General features: G+C 57.8%; 23 protein-coding genes and 1 tRNA gene. 2 read left to right on the top strand and 22 right to left on the bottom strand.

Annotation, left to right across the window (positions count from 1 at the left end):
• A partial coding sequence (locus HMPREF1022_RS05860) for an IS5 family transposase (protein WP_009302325.1) occupies nt 1-406 on the top strand: 406 nt, incomplete at its 5' end.
• A 113-nt stretch (nt 407-519) separates the two neighbouring features.
• On the opposite strand, the gene HMPREF1022_RS17135 is transcribed toward HMPREF1022_RS05860, so the two are convergent.
• From HMPREF1022_RS17135 to hisD, 16 genes are all read right to left on the bottom strand, one after another.
• Nucleotides 520-783, bottom strand: a complete 264-nt coding sequence (locus tag HMPREF1022_RS17135) for a PAAR domain-containing protein (RefSeq protein ID WP_083823245.1) — start codon at nt 781-783, stop codon at nt 520-522.
• Nucleotides 784-825: 42 nt separating this feature from the next.
• Entirely contained in the window at nt 826-1731 is a 906-nt protein-coding gene (locus tag HMPREF1022_RS16530; protein WP_156802857.1) for a T6SS immunity protein Tli4 family protein, read from the bottom strand.
• A gap of 100 nt (nt 1732-1831) precedes the next feature.
• Nucleotides 1832-2149 carry a hypothetical protein gene (locus HMPREF1022_RS18860; protein WP_083823246.1) on the bottom strand — a complete coding sequence of 106 codons (318 nt, stop codon included), beginning with the start codon at nt 2147-2149 and terminating at the stop codon, nt 1832-1834.
• Between the two features lie 143 nt (nt 2150-2292).
• Nucleotides 2293-3483 (bottom strand): esterase/lipase family protein, encoded by a 1191-nt coding sequence (locus HMPREF1022_RS17145; RefSeq protein ID WP_009302327.1) that lies wholly within the window; start codon nt 3481-3483, stop codon nt 2293-2295.
• 4 nt (nt 3484-3487) lie between these two features.
• Nucleotides 3488-6022, bottom strand: coding sequence for a type VI secretion system Vgr family protein (locus HMPREF1022_RS05875; protein ID WP_009302328.1), 2535 nt, complete (start codon nt 6020-6022; stop codon nt 3488-3490).
• 90 nt (nt 6023-6112) lie between these two features.
• Nucleotides 6113-6631 (bottom strand): Hcp family type VI secretion system effector, encoded by a 519-nt coding sequence (locus HMPREF1022_RS05880; protein WP_008684977.1) that lies wholly within the window; start codon nt 6629-6631, stop codon nt 6113-6115.
• A 552-nt stretch (nt 6632-7183) separates the two neighbouring features.
• Nucleotides 7184-7699, bottom strand: coding sequence for a class I SAM-dependent methyltransferase (locus tag HMPREF1022_RS05885; protein WP_198005323.1), 516 nt, complete (start codon nt 7697-7699; stop codon nt 7184-7186).
• A 258-nt stretch (nt 7700-7957) separates the two neighbouring features.
• Nucleotides 7958-8305: a helix-turn-helix domain-containing protein gene (locus HMPREF1022_RS05890; protein WP_008684974.1), complete on the bottom strand. Its 348-nt coding sequence runs from the start codon at nt 8303-8305 to the stop codon at nt 7958-7960.
• Nucleotides 8305-8607 carry an addiction module antidote protein gene (locus HMPREF1022_RS05895; RefSeq protein ID WP_008684973.1) on the bottom strand — a complete coding sequence of 101 codons (303 nt, stop codon included), beginning with the start codon at nt 8605-8607 and terminating at the stop codon, nt 8305-8307. Before HMPREF1022_RS05895 ends, HMPREF1022_RS05890 begins: the two co-directional genes overlap by 1 nt.
• A 1-nt stretch (nt 8608) precedes the next feature.
• Nucleotides 8609-8884: a type II toxin-antitoxin system RelE/ParE family toxin gene (locus tag HMPREF1022_RS17150; RefSeq protein WP_035060716.1), complete on the bottom strand. Its 276-nt coding sequence runs from the start codon at nt 8882-8884 to the stop codon at nt 8609-8611.
• A 187-nt stretch (nt 8885-9071) separates the two neighbouring features.
• Nucleotides 9072-9350, bottom strand: a complete 279-nt coding sequence (locus HMPREF1022_RS05905) for a hypothetical protein (protein ID WP_008684972.1) — start codon at nt 9348-9350, stop codon at nt 9072-9074.
• 316 nt (nt 9351-9666) lie between these two features.
• Nucleotides 9667-9758: transfer RNA gene (locus tag HMPREF1022_RS05910), tRNA-Ser, on the bottom strand.
• Between the two features lie 294 nt (nt 9759-10052).
• Nucleotides 10053-10193, bottom strand: coding sequence for a hypothetical protein (locus tag HMPREF1022_RS18005; RefSeq protein ID WP_009302331.1), 141 nt, complete (start codon nt 10191-10193; stop codon nt 10053-10055).
• Nucleotides 10194-10203: 10 nt separating this feature from the next.
• A complete protein-coding gene (locus HMPREF1022_RS05915; RefSeq protein ID WP_008684971.1) occupies nt 10204-10974 on the bottom strand; it encodes an enoyl-ACP reductase FabI in 771 nt (256 codons plus the stop codon).
• A 72-nt stretch (nt 10975-11046) separates the two neighbouring features.
• Nucleotides 11047-11934 (bottom strand): phosphoribosylaminoimidazolesuccinocarboxamide synthase, encoded by an 888-nt coding sequence (locus HMPREF1022_RS05920; protein WP_009302332.1) that lies wholly within the window; start codon nt 11932-11934, stop codon nt 11047-11049.
• 146 nt (nt 11935-12080) lie between these two features.
• The gene (hisD, locus tag HMPREF1022_RS05925; RefSeq protein ID WP_008684969.1) at nt 12081-13385 is read right to left on the bottom strand and encodes a histidinol dehydrogenase; all 1305 of its coding nucleotides are present in this window, start codon (nt 13383-13385) and stop codon (nt 12081-12083) included.
• 323 nt (nt 13386-13708) lie between these two features.
• Between hisD and grpE the strand changes: the two genes are divergently transcribed.
• Nucleotides 13709-14236: a nucleotide exchange factor GrpE gene (gene grpE, locus HMPREF1022_RS05930; protein ID WP_442852262.1), complete on the top strand. Its 528-nt coding sequence runs from the start codon at nt 13709-13711 to the stop codon at nt 14234-14236.
• Nucleotides 14237-14465: 229 nt separating this feature from the next.
• On the opposite strand, the gene HMPREF1022_RS05935 is transcribed toward grpE, so the two are convergent.
• The 6 genes from HMPREF1022_RS05935 to HMPREF1022_RS05960 form a co-directional block, all read right to left on the bottom strand.
• Complete coding sequence (locus tag HMPREF1022_RS05935) at nt 14466-15005, bottom strand: GNAT family N-acetyltransferase (RefSeq protein WP_009302333.1); 540 nt, start codon at nt 15003-15005, stop codon at nt 14466-14468.
• Between the two features lie 122 nt (nt 15006-15127).
• Nucleotides 15128-16246: an HD-GYP domain-containing protein gene (locus HMPREF1022_RS05940; RefSeq protein WP_008684965.1), complete on the bottom strand. Its 1119-nt coding sequence runs from the start codon at nt 16244-16246 to the stop codon at nt 15128-15130.
• Complete coding sequence (locus HMPREF1022_RS05945) at nt 16243-16839, bottom strand: PqiC family protein (RefSeq protein ID WP_008684964.1); 597 nt, start codon at nt 16837-16839, stop codon at nt 16243-16245. Before HMPREF1022_RS05945 ends, HMPREF1022_RS05940 begins: the two co-directional genes overlap by 4 nt.
• The gene (locus HMPREF1022_RS05950; RefSeq protein ID WP_008684963.1) at nt 16839-17804 is read right to left on the bottom strand and encodes an MlaD family protein; all 966 of its coding nucleotides are present in this window, start codon (nt 17802-17804) and stop codon (nt 16839-16841) included. The genes HMPREF1022_RS05945 and HMPREF1022_RS05950 overlap by 1 nt, the downstream gene beginning before the upstream one ends.
• Nucleotides 17801-18670: an ABC transporter ATP-binding protein gene (locus HMPREF1022_RS05955; protein ID WP_009302334.1), complete on the bottom strand. Its 870-nt coding sequence runs from the start codon at nt 18668-18670 to the stop codon at nt 17801-17803. The genes HMPREF1022_RS05950 and HMPREF1022_RS05955 overlap by 4 nt, the downstream gene beginning before the upstream one ends.
• A gap of 1 nt (nt 18671) precedes the next feature.
• Nucleotides 18672-19799 carry an MlaE family ABC transporter permease gene (locus HMPREF1022_RS05960; protein ID WP_035060724.1) on the bottom strand — a complete coding sequence of 376 codons (1128 nt, stop codon included), beginning with the start codon at nt 19797-19799 and terminating at the stop codon, nt 18672-18674.
• Nucleotides 19800-19848 lie beyond the last annotated feature (49 nt).

Here is a 19848-nt window from a genome sequence, read left to right on the forward strand (position 1 = left end):
GGCGGCGTGGACGACCAAGCTTCATATGGTTGCCGCGAATGCTGAATGCGCGTTGAATTTCAGCCTCACTCCCGGCAACGCCGGCGATGCCCCCGAGGGGCGCAGGCTGCTTGTCCAGTTGGGGCCGATGCCAGCGCCGTGCAGCTTGCTTATGGATGGCGCATATGAGGGTAATGAAACGACTCGCTTGGGACGTGAGTTGGGCTTCACTCCGGTGGTGCCGCCCAATCCCAACCGACTGAAACCGTGGGAGTATGACAAAGAGCTATACAAAAGACGTAATGAGGTAGAACGGCTTTTCAGGAGGCTCAAAGGCTTCCGCCGTGTTTTTACTCGGTTCGATAAGCTCGATGTCATGTTCCTGGCCTTTGTCGTCTTTGCGTTAATTGTTATAGCTCTGAAATAGTGTTAACAGGCCCTAGTGTGCCTACAGACGCATAGTTGCCTGGAGCTTTGACGAGCATTGACAGCCTTGGGTAGTTCCTGCCCAACGGATTGAAGGGCGCCCGGTATTACAGTTTATGGCAGTGAGGTGATTAGTGCTGCGCCGCAGGAAGTTTTGTGCCCGTGCAAAGCGACGGGGACACCTTGATCAGTGTATGTGGCTTGGCCTTCAACAATGCTGTATATGCCTTTGCATTTTGGGCACGTCACGATGTCGCCGATGCGCGCGATACGAATGCCATCAACGGTAGTCGTGCTTGCAACCTGAACAACGGTTCCTCCATGAGTTGTGGAGTCACCAAGGCGGATAATTCCGCGATTATCTATGGAGCAGGACATAGTATTCCTCTCTAGGTATCGAGTATCCTGCGGCGCCTGTAATTACACAGCACCGGGGCGCAGTCGAATGGAGTCTCTTATGGCGTTCCATACCGCAATGGCTTCTTTGTCAGAGATGAAACCGTTACCTTGTTCGCCGCGCTTACTGAACAAATGGAGGATAAGCTGTGGCCCGGCCAGCTCCTTGCCTTGGCAGGGTATTTCCATATCAAAATTGTACATGCGCCTGCCGTTTTCTGTGGAGGCAGCGCACAGCTCCTGGGCTTCATAGCCGTTCACCACGCAGTCGCCTTTTTGCAAAATGGTTATTTTAGAGGCGATGGCCGCAAGGCGCTCATTAAAGTCTTCCTGGTCGAACATTTTTCCCTGTTTTTTGCCAAAACTGTAGCAGGCAAAATACCCCGCTATGCCTGGATAGGAGGGGCTGTTGAAGGCCAGTATGGCTCGTTCCGCGCGCCATTCACCGCTGTGTTTGGAAAATCCGCCGGGAAAGGCATACCCTGGTTCTGTGGGAAGCGGATCCCAATCGTCACGCGCGTAAAACGTCTTTGCCATTTCTTCCACATCCTTGCGGCCAGCGGCAAAGCTGCTTTTCCCCACTTCATACGCATAATAATAGACACGTTTCTTGTTATCTTGTGATACAAAATAGCATTCCATTAAAGATACATTATCATCATACGCTCTAGCCCAATGTTGTACTACTCCTCCTCCACCAGAGAGAGAAAATGTGTCTATAAACTGTGTTCCATCTATTAGTTCATGCGGAATAGATTTATAATGAGCTATCTTTTTCTGTATTTCCGCTTGGGCACTTTCCGGGGTCAGGTCTTTACGCCACTCCAAATCGGTTTTCCATATTTGCGCGGTAAATTCGACTTGGGCATCCGGGGGAAGGGCGACTAAAAAGCGGCCCGCCGCGTGTGTTTTCCAGTTTGATGTATCCACAATGACTCCTTGAGCATTTCCCATAGTTGAATGGACACAGGCGCAGAGAAACAGAAAAAGAAACAATACTGTCAATCGTGGGTGGAAGTTCATACATGCCTCACTTGCCGGGTAAAGGAACTTTTTCAGAGACCAGTTTCACGGCCCCGTATAACGAAACCCACAAGGCCCGTTCGTCATTAAAAGCCGCTTGGTGTTCATAGCCGGCGGTTCCGCTCAGCGCGGGTTGCTTCGCCTTGCCGTGCAGAAAGGTCATACGCGGCAATGCCCTGTCTTTTTTCCACGATGCGTAGGGTACAGTACCGTCGCCGGGGTTTTTGTGCTCCACCAATTTGCACCAGCGCGCGCCGTCAAAGGCGGCCCCTTTGCCGGTGTCGGTTATATCTTGAGGGTGCGCGGGTTTTTTACCCAACGGCATGGCGTCCCATGATACCGCGCCCACGGCCGGCAATGCGTCGTCACAGCCCCAGAAAGCAAAGGTGTCCGGAAAGTATTTACCGCGTATTATTTCGTGAAATTTTTTTACATCTCTAATCAGAAACTCAAATTTTTCCCTAAATGTTAGCCTGGTTTTTTCCGCATCCTCTTCAGGCGCGGTTTGTTTTTTAGGGATTTTCGCTTCATTGGCAGAGGGGATGAGGCCGTACCATTTTTTCTCTTTGTAAATTTCATCATAGGGATTATCCCCCGTGGGCAAGTATTTCCCGTTGCCGTTTTCTTTAAAATACAACCAGGGCACGCCGAGTGTTTCCTCCATGCAGTATCTGCCGCCGAAAGGCAGCAATTCCAGCCCGCCTTGGGCATAGCCCAGCAGGCGGTCACCTGTTCCGCATCCTTGCCCACCACATACCCCATGAGGCCCTTGATGCCCTGGCGCATATTGGCATAAGTTTCCGCCGCGCCGTTGGCAGGCATGGCGCCGTGGATAACGCCGAGAATTTTGTTTTGTGCCTCGTCTTTCAATTGTTGCACAAGGGCTCTTGCAACAAGACCGCCCATGGAGTGCGTGATGATGAGCACTTTTTTTGTTGCCAAAAGGCCTTCTTTATAAAAACCGATAATTTCATCAATGCGCCTTTCGATAGCTTCCGCTGACTTCGCATTGCTTTGCAGCCAGTTATATCCTCCTGCCCAGACCTCGAATCGGAAATGGTTAATGTGATCAAGTTCCGCCTGGGTCAGGCAAGGTTTCACAAGAGCCCCTTTTTGTGTCACCTGACCGGATAGAAGCGGATCATGCTTGAGCATTTCCTCCCAATTATTTACCAATGGACGTTTCCCGCTAAAGGTATGTTCACTGTAAACCCTGTTCAGCCGCGACTGTAAACGTGCCATGAAGGGGTGATAGCATTTGCTGTATATTTCTCCCCAATGACGAATGTGTTGAGCTTCATGACTTTCCAGCAAGGGAGCGTTATTTATGGTGCCGCCGTCATCAACCTGTGTCGCGTCCGGGTCGAGTTCGGCAGCCCGCCTACTTGCATTCTTCCCTAAATATTCCAGCAGAGTGACAATCCCTGAAAAAATATTGTTTGGTGGTGACCACACAGGATCTCCACCAAGTTTTTTATTTTTCAAATTCGTACCCATGATACCAGGAAGAAAGAGCACAGGGATTATCTTCCGCCTGTCCACGAATATAGTAACCGTATCGCACTGGTTTTTCGGCGTCAGCTGCCAATACGCCGCATCTTTAGCAGGATCTTCATCTTGTGCAGAAGCAACACAGCGAACACTGAGTTCATCGCTCATGGCATCACTCCTTGCCCAATATTTTGATGGTGAGTTTTGCCGGATGTAAGCGCCTCTGTATCGGGATTATTCCATCTTCGCCTGTTGTGCCGGAAACCACACTGCCGTCATCAAAATGTACTTCATAACGGGTATTCGCCAACAATTCTCCGGTCATACTGTCCTTAAGGCAAAATTCCTCATTAAACTGTGTGGCGCCTGACGGCAGTTCTGTTTCAGGGGGCTGCATGTCTTTTCCGCCAAGCATTTTACGGGTGTTGGCGTACACGGTCCATTTGCCCTTGGTCCCTTGTTCTATGCCGTTGCCGTTGATGCGGATATAGCTGCCGTCCGCAAGCAGTGTGATCTCTTTCGCTGCCGTCAACTGTATAGAGGCCTTGGCGCTGATGAGTTTCAGCACCTTGTCGGCGATGATGTCCATGTCGTCGGATTGGGCCTGAATTTCCACCTTTCCTTGTCCGGCGAAAAGGCGCACTCCCAGCCTATGTGCAAAAAGACTGATGCGATCAAGGGCGCTGCCCAGGAGACTGCGGCCCGTGCTCAGGGATAAATGCCGCCCCGTGGTGATGGCTGTGTTCTCGGCGCTGTGCGCATGGATAGAATCCATCGCGGTCAGCGCTATGCCCGAAGGGCTGGAGAGCATCATGTGCGGAGAGGTCAACTCACCATGTGGTTCGCCGTTGCCATGTACTTCATCCACCTGTTTGTGCAGCGCGTTGAACACCACTTCTCCATCCGTTCCGGAGTCCTGCGCGTTATGCGCTTGCGCGAGCTTGCTGGTTTCTTCATGTTGCGCTGCGGCTCCACGCAAATTATTATCCGCTTCGCGCATATCTTTCTGGTGGTGCCCTATACCGGAACGGGGGACAGTCGTGAGATGCATTCCTTTTCCGGCACGCAGCACCCCCCATCCGTCTGTACGCAATTCAAACCCTTCGCCACGGAACTCCTTGCGCCCTTCAATATGGTCGATGCGCGTCAAATACCCCAGGTTTATTTGTGACAGGTGATGGTCACTGGTTACCTGCACCTGAATTTCGTTCTGCGTATCGTCAAGAATAAGCTGGTTGCGGCGCCCCGCGCGAAACTCTTTGCTTTGGATACCCGAAAGCGTTTTCTGGCTCGGCAGCCGCCACGGCGGCATCAGCAAGGTGTTGTATACCCGGCCGGTAATGACGGGCCGGTCCGGGTCGCCTTCCATATATTCGATGATAACTTCCTGCCCGATACGGGGAATTTGGATAAATCCGAAATTGTCACCCGCCCAGGTGTCGGCAACGCGCACCCAGCAGGTGGTTTTTTCATCGTATGCGCCCTCACGATCCCAATGGAACTGCACTTTCACGCGGCCATACTGGTCGGTGAATACTTCTTCGTCGCCGGGCCCGGTGACCAGGGCGGATTGCAGGCCTTCAACCAGGTTTTTGGGATGCTCCAGGGCCGGAATGAAACGGGTCATCTCCGGAATGGCCCTGACCCGCGAGGCATAGTGCAGGCCGCGCCCGTCCGGGGCTTCGTGTTCCAGTACGCCGGGTTGTTCACCCTCGTGGCGCACGGACACTATCCACCAGCCTGTGTTTACATCGTCCCGAGGATGGTCGTGGATAGTGAAGGTATAACTGGGCAGGTAGCGGGAGATGTCTGATTTCGTCTCTATCCACTGCCGGAAGGTCAACTGGCGTAAGAGTTGCAAGTCCGCATAGCGCGTGCCGGTTTTTTGCAATTGGTAGAGGTGTGGGTACTGGTACTGTTCCAGCAGCATACCCGGCGGGGTGGGGGCCGCTTCTTTGTCCGGTTCCTGTTTTTTTACTTCCAGAGATAATTTAGGGTGTTCAAAGTTCCACTCGCGATACGTTGTGGCATTGCTGTTGACCTGTTCGTGCAGGGTCAGGCGGGTGATGACCGCCGTATCCGAGCGTTGGCCCGAGCCGGGGAAAAAGCGCAGATCGCTCTGCCCGGGGATTTTGGGGCCGCCCTCGCGGTCGCAGAAGCAGAGGCAGTGGCTGTCCCGGTTGTGCTCAAAGTAAAAATAAATGCCTTCTTCCTCGCACAGGCGGGTGATGAAGTGCAGGTCCGTTTCGCCGTACTGCACGCAATACTCGCGCGGCTCATAGCTGTAGGAGAGCTTGAAGGACGAGCCGTCGGCCGTGAAGCCCTGCTCCTTGAGAATCCGCTGGATGATTTCCACCACCGAGAGATTCTGAAAAATACGATGATCGCGGATCTGGCCCAGAAACCAGAGGCGCGGCACCAGGGAACAACGGTAGTGGGTGAAGCGATTGGCGGTGTGGAGCTGCTCCATCTCGCGGATCAGGCCGTGGACCAGGCGTTCGCCGCCGCTGCGGTCGGCAATGGAAAGGCAGGCCGGAGTGCCCAGCAGGGCCGTAAGGTCCACGTTGGCCGAGCGGCTGGCCAGTTCAATGCTGAACTCATACGGCTTGCAGACCTCCTCGAAACCCGAGAAGGCGTACACGCCGAAGTCGCCGCTCTGGGCGGTGAAGTTGAACCAGGAGGCATTGGCGGCAAGCATCTGGGTCATGGGAACTCCGGGGCCGAGGGTTACGCCGCTTCAAGGCGTCGGACTCGGGGCGCGGCCGCCGCTGGCGTCCGACAACCGCGCCCCAGGCGGCTAGGCGCTCTGCGGCTTGCGCCAGTCGTCGCTTTCCGAGGTGCTGGCGATTTCGTGGGTCTTGGTGAGCTTGCGGTACGTGAACTGCACGTCCTCAAGATGGGTGAAATGCGCCATGCCGGGGTCCTGACAGTTGGGCATGTAGGTGGTGATGTCCGTAATAATGGCGTCTTCCAGCGTCATGGTGAAATAATGTTCCATGGTGCCCTGGGCCGAGGTGCGGTAGAATTTGAGTTCCACCTTGGGCAAACGCTCGCCGCTGGTCAGGGCGCGGTAGAGCAGGGGAGAGCACTTGTCCATGACCTTGGTGATCTTCAGGGGCTGGTGCACGCGCTGGCCCGTGGGCTGGCCGGACTGCGGATCGCGAGGCAGCAGGATTTTGTGCTCGAAGGCCTCGATAAGGGTCTCGTTTTCGTGCCCTTCCTGATAGATGTTGCCCACCGAGGCTTCGGTAAAGTTGTTGGCGGTGATGTTGCCCTGACGCTCGCCGGTAATGGTCATATACGCTGGGGTCGGCATAACGGTCTCCTGTTGCTGGTAAGAGGATAATATATCGATCTTCTTTATAGCAAGAGCTATTCCATAGTGTAAAATTTAATAAAATTAGACTGTTGATTGATATCATTATTGCTATATGGCGAGGTTTCGCCATAGGCTTTGAAATAGGAAAGCATATAGTATGTTATAATTACTTGATATTACAAAGATAAATTAACCGGCGAAATTTCGTCGTCGCTCTGCCGCCAATAAAAACGAGAATATTATAGTTCCCTGAAATGGTTGGGATTTTGTGTGGCGAAGAATCAACCATTCATCCGATTGGCAGGTAAACAGCCCGCTTGGCATGGCCTTGGGGGCTGTTTACGCAAAAAGGACGACAGGACGTCGGGATGAGACTTTTAAGCGGTAAGAGCTTACCGGGACATTTCCGTGTCGGTTGGGCAAATCCCGCCTTTCCAACTGCACACAGAAGGCATCAGACGCATCCGCCAAGACGCTTGCTGTGTGAACGCCTTGCTGTGCGCTGTGCTTTGGGGGAGTGGTCAAAGCAGATTCACATGCGGTCACTGATTAAACTTTTTGAGCTACCATCTGGATAATATTGAAATATTTTCCAACTCCCGCTTCCATCATGGCAACATAGTGTTGCGCATGCGGGGAGGGAGATTGCAGCCAATCATCCCAGGCCTGCTTGCATGAACTCATTTCACGCAACGCAGTGATCGTTATGCCGGGTTCTTTTTCCCATAATGCCCGCCACCAGTCGCAGGAATAAAAATACCACTCGGGCATCCAGAAGGGCTGAACCTCCTTCGGCAGTTGCCCTTCGGGGAAGTCTTGTGTGAATCCGGGTACGGCCGCCGCCATCAGTCCGCCTTTCTTCACAAAGGACAGGAGTTTCGGCAGCATGGCCTCGTTCCCGCCAAAATACTGGTATGAGTTCACGCTGATGATCATGTCGAAATATTCATGAGCGAATGGTAACTCTTTCGTCGCATCGACCAGAAAGGGGAAGATTTTCGCATCATGTCCCAGGCTTGCGAAGCGTTTCGCGTTTTCACCGGGAGAAATCCATAAATCAGCCACAGCCTACCAGCGTTCAGACCTGCTTACGGAGCGACACAAAATGTTGCAGGCGTGGGCTGATTATCTCGATATGCGCTGTGCTTGGGCGATTCTTGGCAAGTAATTTTCTGAAGGCAGGCGGGGGCGGTTAGGCCCCCACCGAGCGACGCGACAACGCCGCCCACGGCCCCCGGCAAGCGCAAACTTGCCGGTTTGTTGTATGGAGAAAACCCCCCGCCGGATGGTCGGGGATGATGAGAAAAGGGAAAATGGGAAGTGTTACGGGAACACCACATGGATGGAACCCGGTCGGCTATGCGGGCCGGGTAGCGGTCTGACGACAATCTGAACATCGTAGCCAAGACGGGTAAAACAACTCAGAACTTGTGTCATGCTGATGTCATGGAATTGTCCACGCAGCATGAGCGAGAGCTTGGGCTGAGTCATTCCCAATAGTTGGGCCGCCTGCTGCCGGGGCCAGCCTCTTTCCTGTATAGTGTCTGAAATCTTGGCCACCAAGCTGGCCTTATGGAACATTTCATCGGTGTCTTTTATGCCAAGGTCGGCATTGACGTTCCCCGGACTATGCTCAAAAGATATTTTTTCTTCGCTCTGTATTGCTTTCATTATGCAGATTCCACAGTAGCCGGGAGTATCTGCATTTTTACATTCAGCGCCGAAAGGATTTTGGCAATTGTTTCATAGCGTGGTTTGGAGCCAGGACGCAGCGCTTTATACAGGCTTTCACGCCCAAGGCCCGAATCCAGTGCAAGTTTTGCCATACCACGTGCCTTTGCTACATCGGCAATAGCAGACAATAAGACGCCAGGGTCGGGGTCGGCAGCCGCAAGACTCAAGTATTCGGCAATGGCTTCTTCGCTATCCAGATAATCTGCGGCATCAAAAGGAGCAAATTTGCGTAGATCCATATTATTCCTCCATCATGGCGCGGGCGCGAGCTATATCACATTTTGGGGAAGATTTATCACCGCCAATGAGGAGCAATATAATAACGTCTTCTTTTCGCGTGAAATACACTCGATACCCTGGCCCATAATCAATACGCAGTTCAAAAAGCCCCCCGTCTAAGGATTTATAGTCACCCAATGAACCGCGTTGGACTGTTTTAATTCTACTCGCTATCCGAGCGTGTCCCCTTCCATCCCGGAGGTTGGAAAGCCAAGCATCAAAGAGCGATGAACGGATGAACGAAGGACTGTGTACATAGGAAGATTGTAATCATTTAGATACAAACTTCAAGATGAGAAATGACCCAACCCAAATGAAACGGTAGAATTTGCGGTAATCACCTTCCCAGTCCAACCGCAAGGGGGTCGGGGGAAAACGGGAACCGATCAATGTGAATGGTGATTTGTGTTTCCTCCGGCGTCAATCACGCTGCCCCGACCTTCACGTCGCCTCCAACGTCAATGTTATCCTTGAACGTCGACGGTCCCTCAAATGTCAGCCCGCCGGGGCCGCTCATGCTTCCCTGTTGGGCTGCGGCCAAATTCAGGCTTTCAGCGGAGCTGCCTACTGACATACTGCCCTTTGATTGCACCGTTCCGGCACCTGCGGCGGTCTGGGTCATATTGCCGCCCACGCGCAACTCGTAATTGCCCTTCACGTCAAAAAGACAATTCCCGGTGGCGCTGTAGTAAATATCCGCCAATCTGTTCAACCGTCTGGTAGTGCTTGATGCAGTCCCGTATCCAGGCCGTCGAAGGCAGGTACAACGTCTCTCCCTCTTTCAGCCGTTCGCGGGGGTTAGCCTACGGCACTTCATAGCCACCAACTTCAAAGACCCGCAGTGAGCACAAGAGGTACTTGGACACCTGAACCCCAGGACCACGCGAATCTATCTGCATGATCTGGAAGTGGACAGGAAAGCGGCGGACATTTTTGAGGCAATCACCAATCAAATCACCAATTGTCAAAGTTCCACCAATGAAAAAGGGGTTACTGTTTTTCAGTAACCCCTTGAAATCTGGCGGAGAGGGTGAGATTCGAACTCACGGTACGCTGTTAACGTACACACGATTTCCAATCGTGCTCCTTAGACCAGCTCGGACACCTCTCCGTGGATGGGCGAATGCTGGCACCCGCCCGTAAAGCCGAATCTGTATATGCTAAAACCGTGTCAGCCGCAAGCAAAAAGTGCGGTCTGTGCTACCATAACTTGTCCGGCGGCTTGCCGCCGGGGGGCGTATCGCTTTTTTCCCTCCACCGGAGGTGATTGATATTTGGCGCTCACGGGCTGTGATTGGCGAAGGGCGTGCCTTCACAGCCTTTTTTGAACAGCCAGGCCAGAGCCAGCACAATCACAATCGCCAGAATACTCCAGAACATGGCGTTTTCCCCGGCGTCGGCCGGTTCAGGACTTGTCCTTCTTGTTGTCGTCGTCCTCAGAGCGCGGCGGACGTTTTTTACCGCCTTGCGCGCCGCGCTGGAAGGCCCAGAGCCCGAATGCGGCCAGCAGGGTAATGCCCAGAGCGTTGAGGGTCAGATAATCCATACCGCCGCCGTCAGGCCGAAATGCCGATCTGGTTGAAGCCGCTGTCCACGTAGATGATTTCACCGGTGACCGCGTGGGACAGCTCCGAAGCCAGGAAGACCGCCGCGCCGCCCACATCCGTGGTGCTGACGTTGCGGCGCAGGGGGGCGTGGGCCTCCACATGGTTGAAGATGTCCTTGAGGCTGGATACCGCCGAGGCGGCCAGGGTTTTGATGGGCCCGGCGCTGAGGGCATTGACGCGCACGCCCTTGGGGCCCAGATCATAGGCCAGGTAGCGCACCGAGGCTTCCAAGGCGGCCTTGGCCACGCCCATGACGTTGTAGCCGGGGATGATCTTGGTGGAGCCGTGGTAGGTCATGGTGATCACTGAGCTGCCGTCGTGGAGCAGGGGCTCGAAGGCCCGGCAGAGCCCGGTGAGCGAATAGGCGGAAACCTCCAGGGCCAGCTTGAAGCCGTCGCGCGAGGTGTCCACAAAGCGGCCCACCAGATCCTGGCGGTTGGCAAAGGCCACGGAATGCACGAGGATATCCAGATCGCCCCATTTTTCCTTGACCAGGTCGGCGGCGGCCTGAATTTGGGCATCGTCGCAGACGTCGCACTGGAAGGTGAATTCCCCGCCGAGTTCCTCGCTCAAGGGCTCCACACGCTTTTTGATGGCCTCGCCCACATAGTTGAAGGCCAGCCGGGCCCCCTGGGCTTTGAGACATGAGGCTATGCCGTAGGCAATGCTTCTATTGTTGGCGAGCCCCATGATCAGGGCCTTTTTACCTTGCAGCAGCATGGCTTCTCCTTAAAAACAAGCCGGCGCGCCGGCCTTCGGTTAATGAATGTTGGTCCTGCGGGTGCGAGCCCGTTAAATTTCGCTGGTCAGAATCTCGTAGGCTTCCTTGTAGCGTTCCGCCGTGGCCTGAATGACTTCTTCGGGCAGGTGCGGCGGGGGCGGCTGCATATTCCAGGGCTGCTTCTTGAGCCAGTCGCGCAGATACTGCTTATCAAAGCTGGGCTGGCCCTGTCCGGCCTTGTACTGGTCAGCGGGCCAGAAACGCGAGGAGTCGGGCGTGAGCACTTCGTCGATAAGGTGCAGGCTGCCGTCTATGAAGCCGAATTCAAATTTGGTGTCCGCCACGATGATGCCGCGCCCGGAGGCATAGGCGCGCCCGGCCTCGTAAATGGCCAGGGAGGTTTTTTCCGCCAGACGGGCCGTGTCCTCGCCCAGCAGGCGGGCGGCTTCGGCCACGCTGATGTTTTCGTCGTGCTGGCCCAGTTCCGCCTTGGTGGAGGGGGTGAACAGGGCGGGCTCAAGTTTGTCCGACTCGCGCAGGCCCTCGGGCAGCCTGTAGCCGCAGAGCTGGCCCGTGGCTTGGTAGTCCTTCCAGCCGGAACCCGTGATGTAGCCGCGCACGATGCATTCCACCGGCAGGGGCTTGGCCTTGCGCACCAGCACGGCGCGGCCTTCCAGCTCGTCCTTCCAGGGGGCCAGGGCGGCCGGAAAACGGTTTACGTCGCTTTCCAGCAGATGGTTGGGGATAATGTCCTTGAATTTATCCATCCAGAACAGGGTGATCTTGTTCAGGATCACGCCCTTGTAGGGAATGGGCTCGCTCATGATCACGTCAAAGGCCGACATGCGGTCCGTGGTGACGATGAGCAGCGTTTTTTCGTCCACATCGTAGATGTCGCGCACTTTGCCGCGCGAAAGCAGAGGATAGGCGGTGATGTTCGTTTTGACGACGACTTTCATATGAGCTCCTGTTGTGCCGCTAGAGCATTTTCACAATGAAAATTACCCTGTACTGTTAAAATGCTCGGCCTTGTGAAACAAGGCCGCAAGATTTCCGTAGGCGGGCTTTGCCCTCCGTAAAGCGGAAATCTCAAGCGTGCTATGCTCTATTTGTGCCGGCGGGCTTCCACCGAGCGGGCATGGGCCTCCAGGCCTTCCAGACGGGCCAGGGCGGCGATGGCCGGGGCATTTTGCAGCAGGAAGGCCGACGAGGCGGCCACGATGCTGGTTTTTTTGCAGAAGGTCTGCACGGAAAGGGCCGAGGAAAAACGCGCCGTGCCCAGGGTGGGCAGCACATGGTTGGGACCGGCGTAATAATCGCCCACGGCTTCGGGGCTGTGCTGCCCCATGAAGACCGCGCCCGCATGGCGGATGTGCGGCAGCACGGCCCAAGGGTCGCGGGTGCAGATTTCCAGATGCTCCGGGGCCACGCGGTTGGCCACGGCCACGGCCACACTGAGGTTGGGCACCACCACGATGGCGCCCCAGTCCATGAGCGAACGCCCGGCGATCTGAGCCCTGGGCAGGCTTACGTACTGGTTGTCCAGTTCCTGCTGCAGGCTTTCGGCCAGGCGGGGATCGTCCGTGACGCAGATGGCCGAAGCCAGGGGGTCATGCTCGGCCTGAGAGAGCATGTCCGCCGCGATCCAGCTCACATTGGCCGACGAATCGGCCAGGACCAGCACTTCGCTGGGGCCGGCGATCATGTCGATGCCCACTGTGCCCTGAACCAGACGCTTGGCCGTGGTCACATAAATATTGCCCGGTCCGGCAATGACGTCCACCGGCGGCAGACTCTGCGTGCCGTAGGCCAGGGCCGCGATGCTCCAGGCCCCGCCCACGCGGTAGACTTCGTCGATATCCAGCAGATGGGCGGCAGCCAGGATGTGCGGGTTGACGCTGCCGTCCTTGCGGGGCGGCGTGCAGACGGCCAGACGCGGCACGCCCGCCACCTGGGCCGGAATGGCGTTCATCAGCAGGCTGGAAACCAGGGGCGTGTTGCCTCCCTGGCCGCCGGGCACGTACAGGCCCACGGCATCCACGGGCAGAACCCGCTGACCCAGGATGCTGCCGTCCGGCCGGGTCAGAAACCAGGATTTCTCCAGCTGGGCTTCGTGGAAAGCGCGGATGTTGGCGGCGGCCCCGCTGATCTGCTCCCGGCTTTCCACGGAAACCGACGCCGCGGCGCGGGCGATTTCCTGTTCGCTTACGCGCAGGGGCGGGGCGAAATCCGGGCAGTCGAAACGGCGGGTAAAGTCAACAAGGGCTTCGTCGCCCTTGCCCCGCACGGCGGCCAGAATGTCCCGCACGGCATTTTCAACCCCGTCGCCGGGGTTGCTGCGGCCCTGCAGCCACTGGGCGGCTTTGGGCCATTCCTGTTCGTTCTGCAGGGTCAGAATACGGCATGTCATAGGCAAGTCCTCTCAGCAATCGGGACAATATACAGGAGGGCCGCGAGAATGTCGAGGCGCATGCTGGGTATTGCCTGCTGGAGAAGCGTCCGGAGCTCCGGCAATGTCCTGCGCGCGCCGCCGCATCTTGACAGCACGGCGCGGCGACCTTACTCAATACAGATATACACCGTCATGAAGCATCCATCGGGATGACGTTTTCAGGGCGGCACGTTTCAGGAGGAAGCATGCGGCGTCATACGATGCAGTCATATATGCGGTCGGCCCAGGCCGGTGAGGAATTTCAGGACGAGGCCGGCGAAGGCCGTCCGGAGCAGGAGGGCATGAGCCCGGATAACAACGGGTGGGATAACGCCTTGCGCGACGAAGCCCTTATGCCGGAAGACGCGGGCGCGGCGGACCAAGCCCAGGCTGACGCCGAGGCGCGCCTCAAGGCCGAGGTTGAGGAACTGCGCCTGCGCGCCGCCGCGGAAATGGAAAATTTCAAAAAGCGTCTTACCCGGGAACATCAGGAACAGATGCGTTACGCGGCCGAAAACGTGCTCAGCGATCTGTTGCCCACGCTGGACAATCTGGATCTGGCCCTGCAATACGGCAGTAAGCACGAAGCCTGCAAGGACATGCTTCAGGGCGTGGCCATGACCCGCAAGCTGTTGCGGGAGGCGGTGACCAAGCACGGTCTGACGCCGCTGGGCGAAGAGGGCGAGGAATTCAACCCGGAAGTGCATGAAGCCGTGGGCTTTGATGCCCGGCCGGATCTTGCCTCCGGCGCTGTGGCCCGCGTGCTCCAGCGGGGCTACAAGCTGGGCGACCGGCTGCTGCGCCCGGCCAAGGTGATGATCAATCAGTAAGAACGATTTGCCCCGGCACGCCGACGAGCGCTGATCCGGTCTGCGCGGGCGGAACTCCTGGGGGCAATAGGGTTTTTATCCGGAAAATGCCCGGTTCGCCGGGCATTTTCCGCGTTGCGGGCTGCCTTCGGTCGCTTTGCCGGAATGAATCCTTTGAAACGTGCAGCGTTTCAAAGGTAATCTGCTCTAAGATCAGCGCGCAGATGCGCCCGCGCGTTGCTTTTCGCGTCTATTCCCCGCAATTGTAGTATAGTCTCTTTTCAAAAAAGAGATGCCTATCGTGAGCAATCAACCCGCCGACCTTCATGCTGGTAGTCCCCGCCAGCTCAAACCCCAGCTTCCTGTATAAGGAAACAGCGGGAAGGTTTTGTGAGCCTGTGTCAAGTCTGACTGCCTCGCATGAACGCTGTTTGGCTATTTCCAGCGCGTAATTTACAAGTGACGAACCAATGCCTTTTCCTGCCATGCCGGGGCGTACAATGACCAGATGGATGACCATCACTTTTTCGGCTGCCGCCTGACTCGGCCAGTCTATTTTCCCATATTCATCCGGCTGCCGCATATCAACAATGATGCTGCCCGCCGGAGTACTATCCTCTTCGTATACAAATAAGGCCCCAGCCAGCAAAGCTCTCTTTGCATCTTCTCGCGTTGGGTAAACACCCTCTTGAAAGACGGTAAATGCGCCGTGTTCTCTTTCATGTAAAAAATGCTCTTGGTATCCTTCTTCTATATGATCCAGATCCGCGGCGACTGCCTGTCTCAGCATTTTGTTCTCCTCTTGAAAAACAAGCTGGAAAAGCCGATGAACGCCCTGTTCATCAACTTTTCCAGCGTCGTTATATCCACATTGAAGCGAACGGCAACGGCTCAAGCCATGACTATTTTTTCTTACGCGGGGACGTCGACGCGCTTGCCTGCGTCATCCTGATCGGAATAGCGCTCCGCAATGTCCCGGAACCGGTCCTGGATGGCCGCGAAGGCGTCCACCACATCCGGAGCGAACTGCGTGCCGCGTCCGGCCAGGATGATTTTAGCGGCCATCTCATGATTCATGGGCGGTTTGTAGACGCGCTGGCTGCGCAGGGCGTCGTAGACGTCGGCCACGCTCATCAGCCGGGCCGAAAGGGGAATTTCATCGCCTTTGAGCCCGCGCGGGTAGCCCTTGCCGTCCCAACGTTCGTGATGGCAATAGGCAATGTCGCTGGCGACCCGCAAAAAGGAATTACCGCCCAGCACCTGTTCGGCCGAAGCCAGCACCGCGCGTCCGCGCACGGTATGCTCCTTCATGGCCTCGTACTCCTCGTCCGTGAGGGGACCCGGCTTTTGCAGCACGGCGTCGGCAATGGCCACCTTGCCCACGTCGTGCAGGGGCGCGGACAGATAGAGCCAGGAAATGGCGTCCGCATCAAGACGGTCCACGTATTGGGGCAGGGTAGCCATATGTTCGGCCAGGGCCCGGACGTAATTCTGGGTGCGTTTGATGTGAGCGCCGGTTTCCGGGTCGCGCCATTCGGCCAGGCTGGCCATGGCGTGAATGGTGGCTTCCTGGGTCAGGGCCAACTGCCGGGTGCGCTCGTCCACCAGTTCCTTGAGGTGGTCGCGGTAGCGTTTGAATTCGAGCTGGTTGGCCACGCGGTTACGCACCAGCGAGGCCTGGAAGGGCTTTTTGATATAATCCTGCGCGCCCAGGGAAAGGCCCTCGGCCTCGTCGGCCTCTTCGTTCTGGGCCGTGATGAACATGACCGGGATGTCGCGGGTGCGCGGCAATTCCTTGAGCCGGCGGCAGACGTCATAGCCGTTCATGCCGGGCATGATCACGTCCAGCAGAATAATGTCCGGCGCGGGTTCGCCGCCGGCCAGGCGCAGGGCGTCCCGGCCGTTTTTGGCGAACATGATGGTATAGTCCCCGCGCAGGCTTTCGCTCAGAATGCGCAGGTTTTCCGGCGCGTCGTCCACGATCAGCACGCGGCTGGGCGCGGGAACGGCGTCGGAAGCAAGGCTGCTCATGATTTTTTTCCGCGCATCAGCGGCGGCAGCTTTTCGGCCAGATAGTCCGCCATGCGACGCACCAGACGGCTTTCCGCGCCCACCAGCAGGTCGTAGGTTTTGCCCCGCACCATCTCCTCGGAGGCGTAGATGCCGCGGCCGAGGATGGCGTTGTCCCTGTCCCGAAGCGTCCAGCGCGTCTCCAGCACGGCCTTGTCGTCAAAATTGCCGTCCAGGCGCTGGACGTCCAGCAAAAGGGTGAAATCGCCGCTGCTTTCGTCGCCGGAGGGCAGCACATTGATGCCCCCGGCCAGCAGCGGCGGGGTCAGCACTTCCTGGGTGACGCGGCGCACGCCGTTGCTGACGGGTTCGGCCCAGGCGTGGAACTGGGCCACGATCAGCTGGGTCTGGCCGTCCACGCGGCTGACAATGCCGCTGCGGTCCAGATACTCGGGCACGCTGACCTGGGCCACGCGCAGGCTTTTGGCGGGCAGGCCGTCGGCCTGCACCGGTCCCAGCGAGCTTTCCAGCAGATAGTAGTTGGTGGGCGTGCTGCGGCCGCAGGCGGTCAGCAGGGTCAGCAGCGCGGCCAGAAGAAAGATATGGCGTGACATCAGCGTGTTCCTTTTCTGCCCTTGAGCAGGGCTTCCGGGTTGCGTTCAAGCAGGTCCGCGAGATCGCGCAGCGCACGGGCCGCTGCGGTGCTTTCCTTGAGCAGGCGGCGCAGATCGTTCATGGCGGGCGAGTCGCGTCCCAGCACATCCTGGGCCGAACCCGAAACCCTGCGCAGCTGTTCGGCGGCCTGGGCCATGTTGGTCATGGCCTCGCGGAAGGCCACCAGCGCGCCGGGCAGCTCCTGGCGCACGGCACGGGCCGCGCCGTCGATCTGCTGCAGGGCGCTGTCCGCCGCATTGCGCAGGGGGCTGTCCTTGAGCATCCGCTGCGCCTCGGCAAAGGTGCCGGCAAAGGAGGCGATGCCTTCCTTGAGCTTGCCGTCGGCCAGGGCCTGGGCCAGATCTTCCAGAATGGAATCCAGCGAATGGACCATCTGTTCCAGAGGCAATTTGGCCAGGGTGCGCTGGAGCGTATCAATGGGCGAGGGAATGGTGGGAATTTCCAGATCCGGCGTGGAGGAGCGGAAATTGGCCGGGGTGTCCGGGTGGAAATCCAGCTCGATGCGGTATTGGCCGGTGATCAGGCTTTGCAGTTGCAGCCGGGCGCGCAGGCCGCGCTGGACCATGCGGCGGACGATCTCCTGCTGAAAGGCCTCGGAGATGCCTCTGCCCCCGGCGCGCACAATGCTTTTTTCGTCAATGCGGATGTGCACCGGGATGGTCACGTTGGAATCGCGCGAGTTGGCTACCAGGCTGATCTGGGTAACGCTGCCCATGGGCACGCCGCGGAAGACCACGGGCGCGCCGATGGAAAGGCCGCTCACCGAGCCGTCAAAATAGAGCACGTACTCGAGGTCGTTGCTGAACAGGCGGTTCCCGGCCAGCAGAACCAGGCCCAGGGCAAAGAGACCGATGCCGCCGAGCACAAAGGCGCCCACCATAGTTTTGTATGCTTGTGAAGTCATTCTGACGTATCCTTGTCGGGCGTGGCTGCCCCGGCGTCGTCACGGGCGGAGTCCTCTCCGCGGCGTTCGCCGCCTCTGGTCAGGAAGAGCAGGGCGCGCTTCTCGGTATGGGGATCGCGCACCAGTTCGTTGGGATTGCCCCTGGCTGTGACAGAACGGGTCTGCGCGTCCAGAAAAATGCTGTTGCTGGCAATGGCGAAAATGCTGGCCAGTTCGTGAGAGACGATCACAAAGGTGGTGCCCAGCGTGTCCCGCAATTCCAGAATCAGCTCGTCCAGCAGGTGGGAGCTGACCGGGTCCAGACCGGCCGAGGGCTCGTCCAGGAAGAGGATCTGGGGATCCAGGGCCAGGGCGCGGGCCAGACCGGCGCGCTTGCGCATGCCGCCGCTGATTTCCGAGGGATAATAATCCTCAAATCCGGCCAGCCCGGCCAGGGCCAGCTTGAGCGAGGCCTGTTCGCGGATTTCCTCGTCGTCCAGATCCGTATACTGTTGCAGGGGCAGGCCCACGTTTTCGGCCAGAGTCATGGAGCTCCATAACGCCCCGCCTTGGAAGAGCACGCCCGCGTGGCGCATGATTTTTCGGCGCACTTCCTCGCCGCCGCCCCAGAAATCCGTGCCCCCGTAAAGCACTTGCCCGGCCTGGGGGGGCTTGAGCCCCATGAGCACCCGCAGCAACGTGCTTTTGCCGCATCCCGAACCGCCCATAATGAAAAAAACGTCTCCGGCGCGCACGTCGAATTCCACATTGCGCATGAGCACAAAGGAGCCGTAGCCCACTTGCAGGCCGCGCACGCTGACCCGGATCTCGCGTTCGTCCGGCCCGGTGCCGCCCGCCGTTTGGGTGTTGTCTTTGCCCATGCTCATGTCAGACGCCCAGTACGTTGCAGATGACGGTGATGGCGGCCGTGGCCACGATGATGCCCACAATGGAATGGACCACCGCCGTGGTGGTGGCCTGTCCCACGGCCTGGGCGCTGCGGCCGCAGCGCATGCCCTGGTAACAACCGGCCACGGCAATGACCACCCCGAAAATCGTACCGTAAACCAGGCCGATGAGCACATGCTTGAAGGGCACCATCTGGGTGGTGGCGTTGATGTATTCCATGGGATTGAGGTCCAGCATCATGACACCCACCAGATAGCCGCCCAGCACGCCCATGAGGTCGGCGTAGAGCGTCAGCAGGGGCACCATGGCCGTGAGCGCCAGTACGCGCGGCAGCACCAGAAAGTCCACGGGCGAGATGCCCAGAGTCGCCAGGGCGTCCACCTCTTCGTTGACCTGCATGGTGCCGATAAGGGCGGCGTAGGCCGCACCCACCCGGCCCGACATGACCACGCCCACCATCACCGCGCCCATGACCCGCAGCATGCCGATGCCCACCAGGCCCGCCACATAGATCTGCGCGCCGAACTGGGTCAGCTGCACCGCGCCCACAAAGGCCAGGATCAGGCCGAAAAGCATGCTGGTGACGGAGATGATGGGCAGGGCCTGCACCCCGCATTCATACATGGCGGCCACGAAATCCTGGCTGCGCATCTTGGACCGGCCCAGAAAAAGCCGCCAGATGGAGAGCGTCACCTCGCCGCAAAAACTGAGAAAGTCCCCGACCGTGGGCGGCAGGCTCAGGGCCGCGTCCCCCAGGCCGGACAAAAACGTCGCGTCGCTTTTTTTGCGGGCCGCGCCTTCCTGCGCGGGAACGGCGAAGGCCATGTGCAGCAGGCGTTCCAGTCCTTCGGGCAGAGCCAGATCCACATCCAGCTTGCGGGCGCGCGCGGCCTTGACCATCTGCACCAGAAAGACCAGCAGACTGGTGTCCCACCGGCCCAGACCATTTGCTTCCAGGCGCAATTCGCGCACGCGCTGGTCCGCAATGCCGGCCAGGGCAGCGTCGGCTTCCTCGGGCCACGGCTCTTCCATATTCCAGCGGCCGCCCACGCTTACGAGCCAGAGCGGCCCCTGAGCCGAAGCTGTCACTTGCGGACTTGTTTCCATCCCTATACTATACCCGCAGCATGTCTTCTCCGCAAGCGGCGACGCCGAC

The sequence above is a fragment of the Desulfovibrio sp. 6_1_46AFAA genome (genome assembly GCF_000224635.1).
GTDB classification, from domain to species: domain Bacteria; phylum Desulfobacterota; class Desulfovibrionia; order Desulfovibrionales; family Desulfovibrionaceae; genus Desulfovibrio; species Desulfovibrio fairfieldensis.

Bases quoted from the DNA above. Each gene is read 5' to 3' on its own strand.
- HMPREF1022_RS17135 (WP_083823245.1), bottom strand. From the start codon at position 783: ATGTCCTGCTCCATAGATAATCGCGGAATTATCCGCCTTGGTGACTCC.
- HMPREF1022_RS18860 (WP_083823246.1), bottom strand. From the start codon at position 2,149: ATGCCGTTGGGTAAAAAACCCGCGCACCCTCAAGATATAACCGACACC.
- HMPREF1022_RS17145 (WP_009302327.1), bottom strand. From the start codon at position 3,483: ATGAGCGATGAACTCAGTGTTCGCTGTGTTGCTTCTGCACAAGATGAA.
- HMPREF1022_RS05875 (WP_009302328.1), bottom strand. From the start codon at position 6,022: ATGACCCAGATGCTTGCCGCCAATGCCTCCTGGTTCAACTTCACCGCC.
- HMPREF1022_RS05880 (WP_008684977.1), bottom strand. From the start codon at position 6,631: ATGCCGACCCCAGCGTATATGACCATTACCGGCGAGCGTCAGGGCAAC.
- HMPREF1022_RS05890 (WP_008684974.1), bottom strand. From the start codon at position 8,305: ATGAAAGCAATACAGAGCGAAGAAAAAATATCTTTTGAGCATAGTCCG.
- HMPREF1022_RS05895 (WP_008684973.1), bottom strand. From the start codon at position 8,607: ATGGATCTACGCAAATTTGCTCCTTTTGATGCCGCAGATTATCTGGAT.
- HMPREF1022_RS18005 (WP_009302331.1), bottom strand. From the start codon at position 10,193: ATGGATTATCTGACCCTCAACGCTCTGGGCATTACCCTGCTGGCCGCA.
- HMPREF1022_RS05915 (WP_008684971.1), bottom strand. From the start codon at position 10,974: ATGCTGCTGCAAGGTAAAAAGGCCCTGATCATGGGGCTCGCCAACAAT.
- HMPREF1022_RS05920 (WP_009302332.1), bottom strand. From the start codon at position 11,934: ATGAAAGTCGTCGTCAAAACGAACATCACCGCCTATCCTCTGCTTTCG.
- hisD (WP_008684969.1), bottom strand. From the start codon at position 13,385: ATGACATGCCGTATTCTGACCCTGCAGAACGAACAGGAATGGCCCAAA.
- grpE (WP_442852262.1), top strand. From the start codon at position 13,709: ATGAGCCCGGATAACAACGGGTGGGATAACGCCTTGCGCGACGAAGCC.
- HMPREF1022_RS05935 (WP_009302333.1), bottom strand. From the start codon at position 15,005: ATGCTGAGACAGGCAGTCGCCGCGGATCTGGATCATATAGAAGAAGGA.
- HMPREF1022_RS05940 (WP_008684965.1), bottom strand. From the start codon at position 16,246: ATGAGCAGCCTTGCTTCCGACGCCGTTCCCGCGCCCAGCCGCGTGCTG.
- HMPREF1022_RS05945 (WP_008684964.1), bottom strand. From the start codon at position 16,839: ATGTCACGCCATATCTTTCTTCTGGCCGCGCTGCTGACCCTGCTGACC.
- HMPREF1022_RS05950 (WP_008684963.1), bottom strand. From the start codon at position 17,804: ATGACTTCACAAGCATACAAAACTATGGTGGGCGCCTTTGTGCTCGGC.
- HMPREF1022_RS05955 (WP_009302334.1), bottom strand. From the start codon at position 18,670: ATGAGCATGGGCAAAGACAACACCCAAACGGCGGGCGGCACCGGGCCG.
- HMPREF1022_RS05960 (WP_035060724.1), bottom strand. From the start codon at position 19,799: ATGGAAACAAGTCCGCAAGTGACAGCTTCGGCTCAGGGGCCGCTCTGG.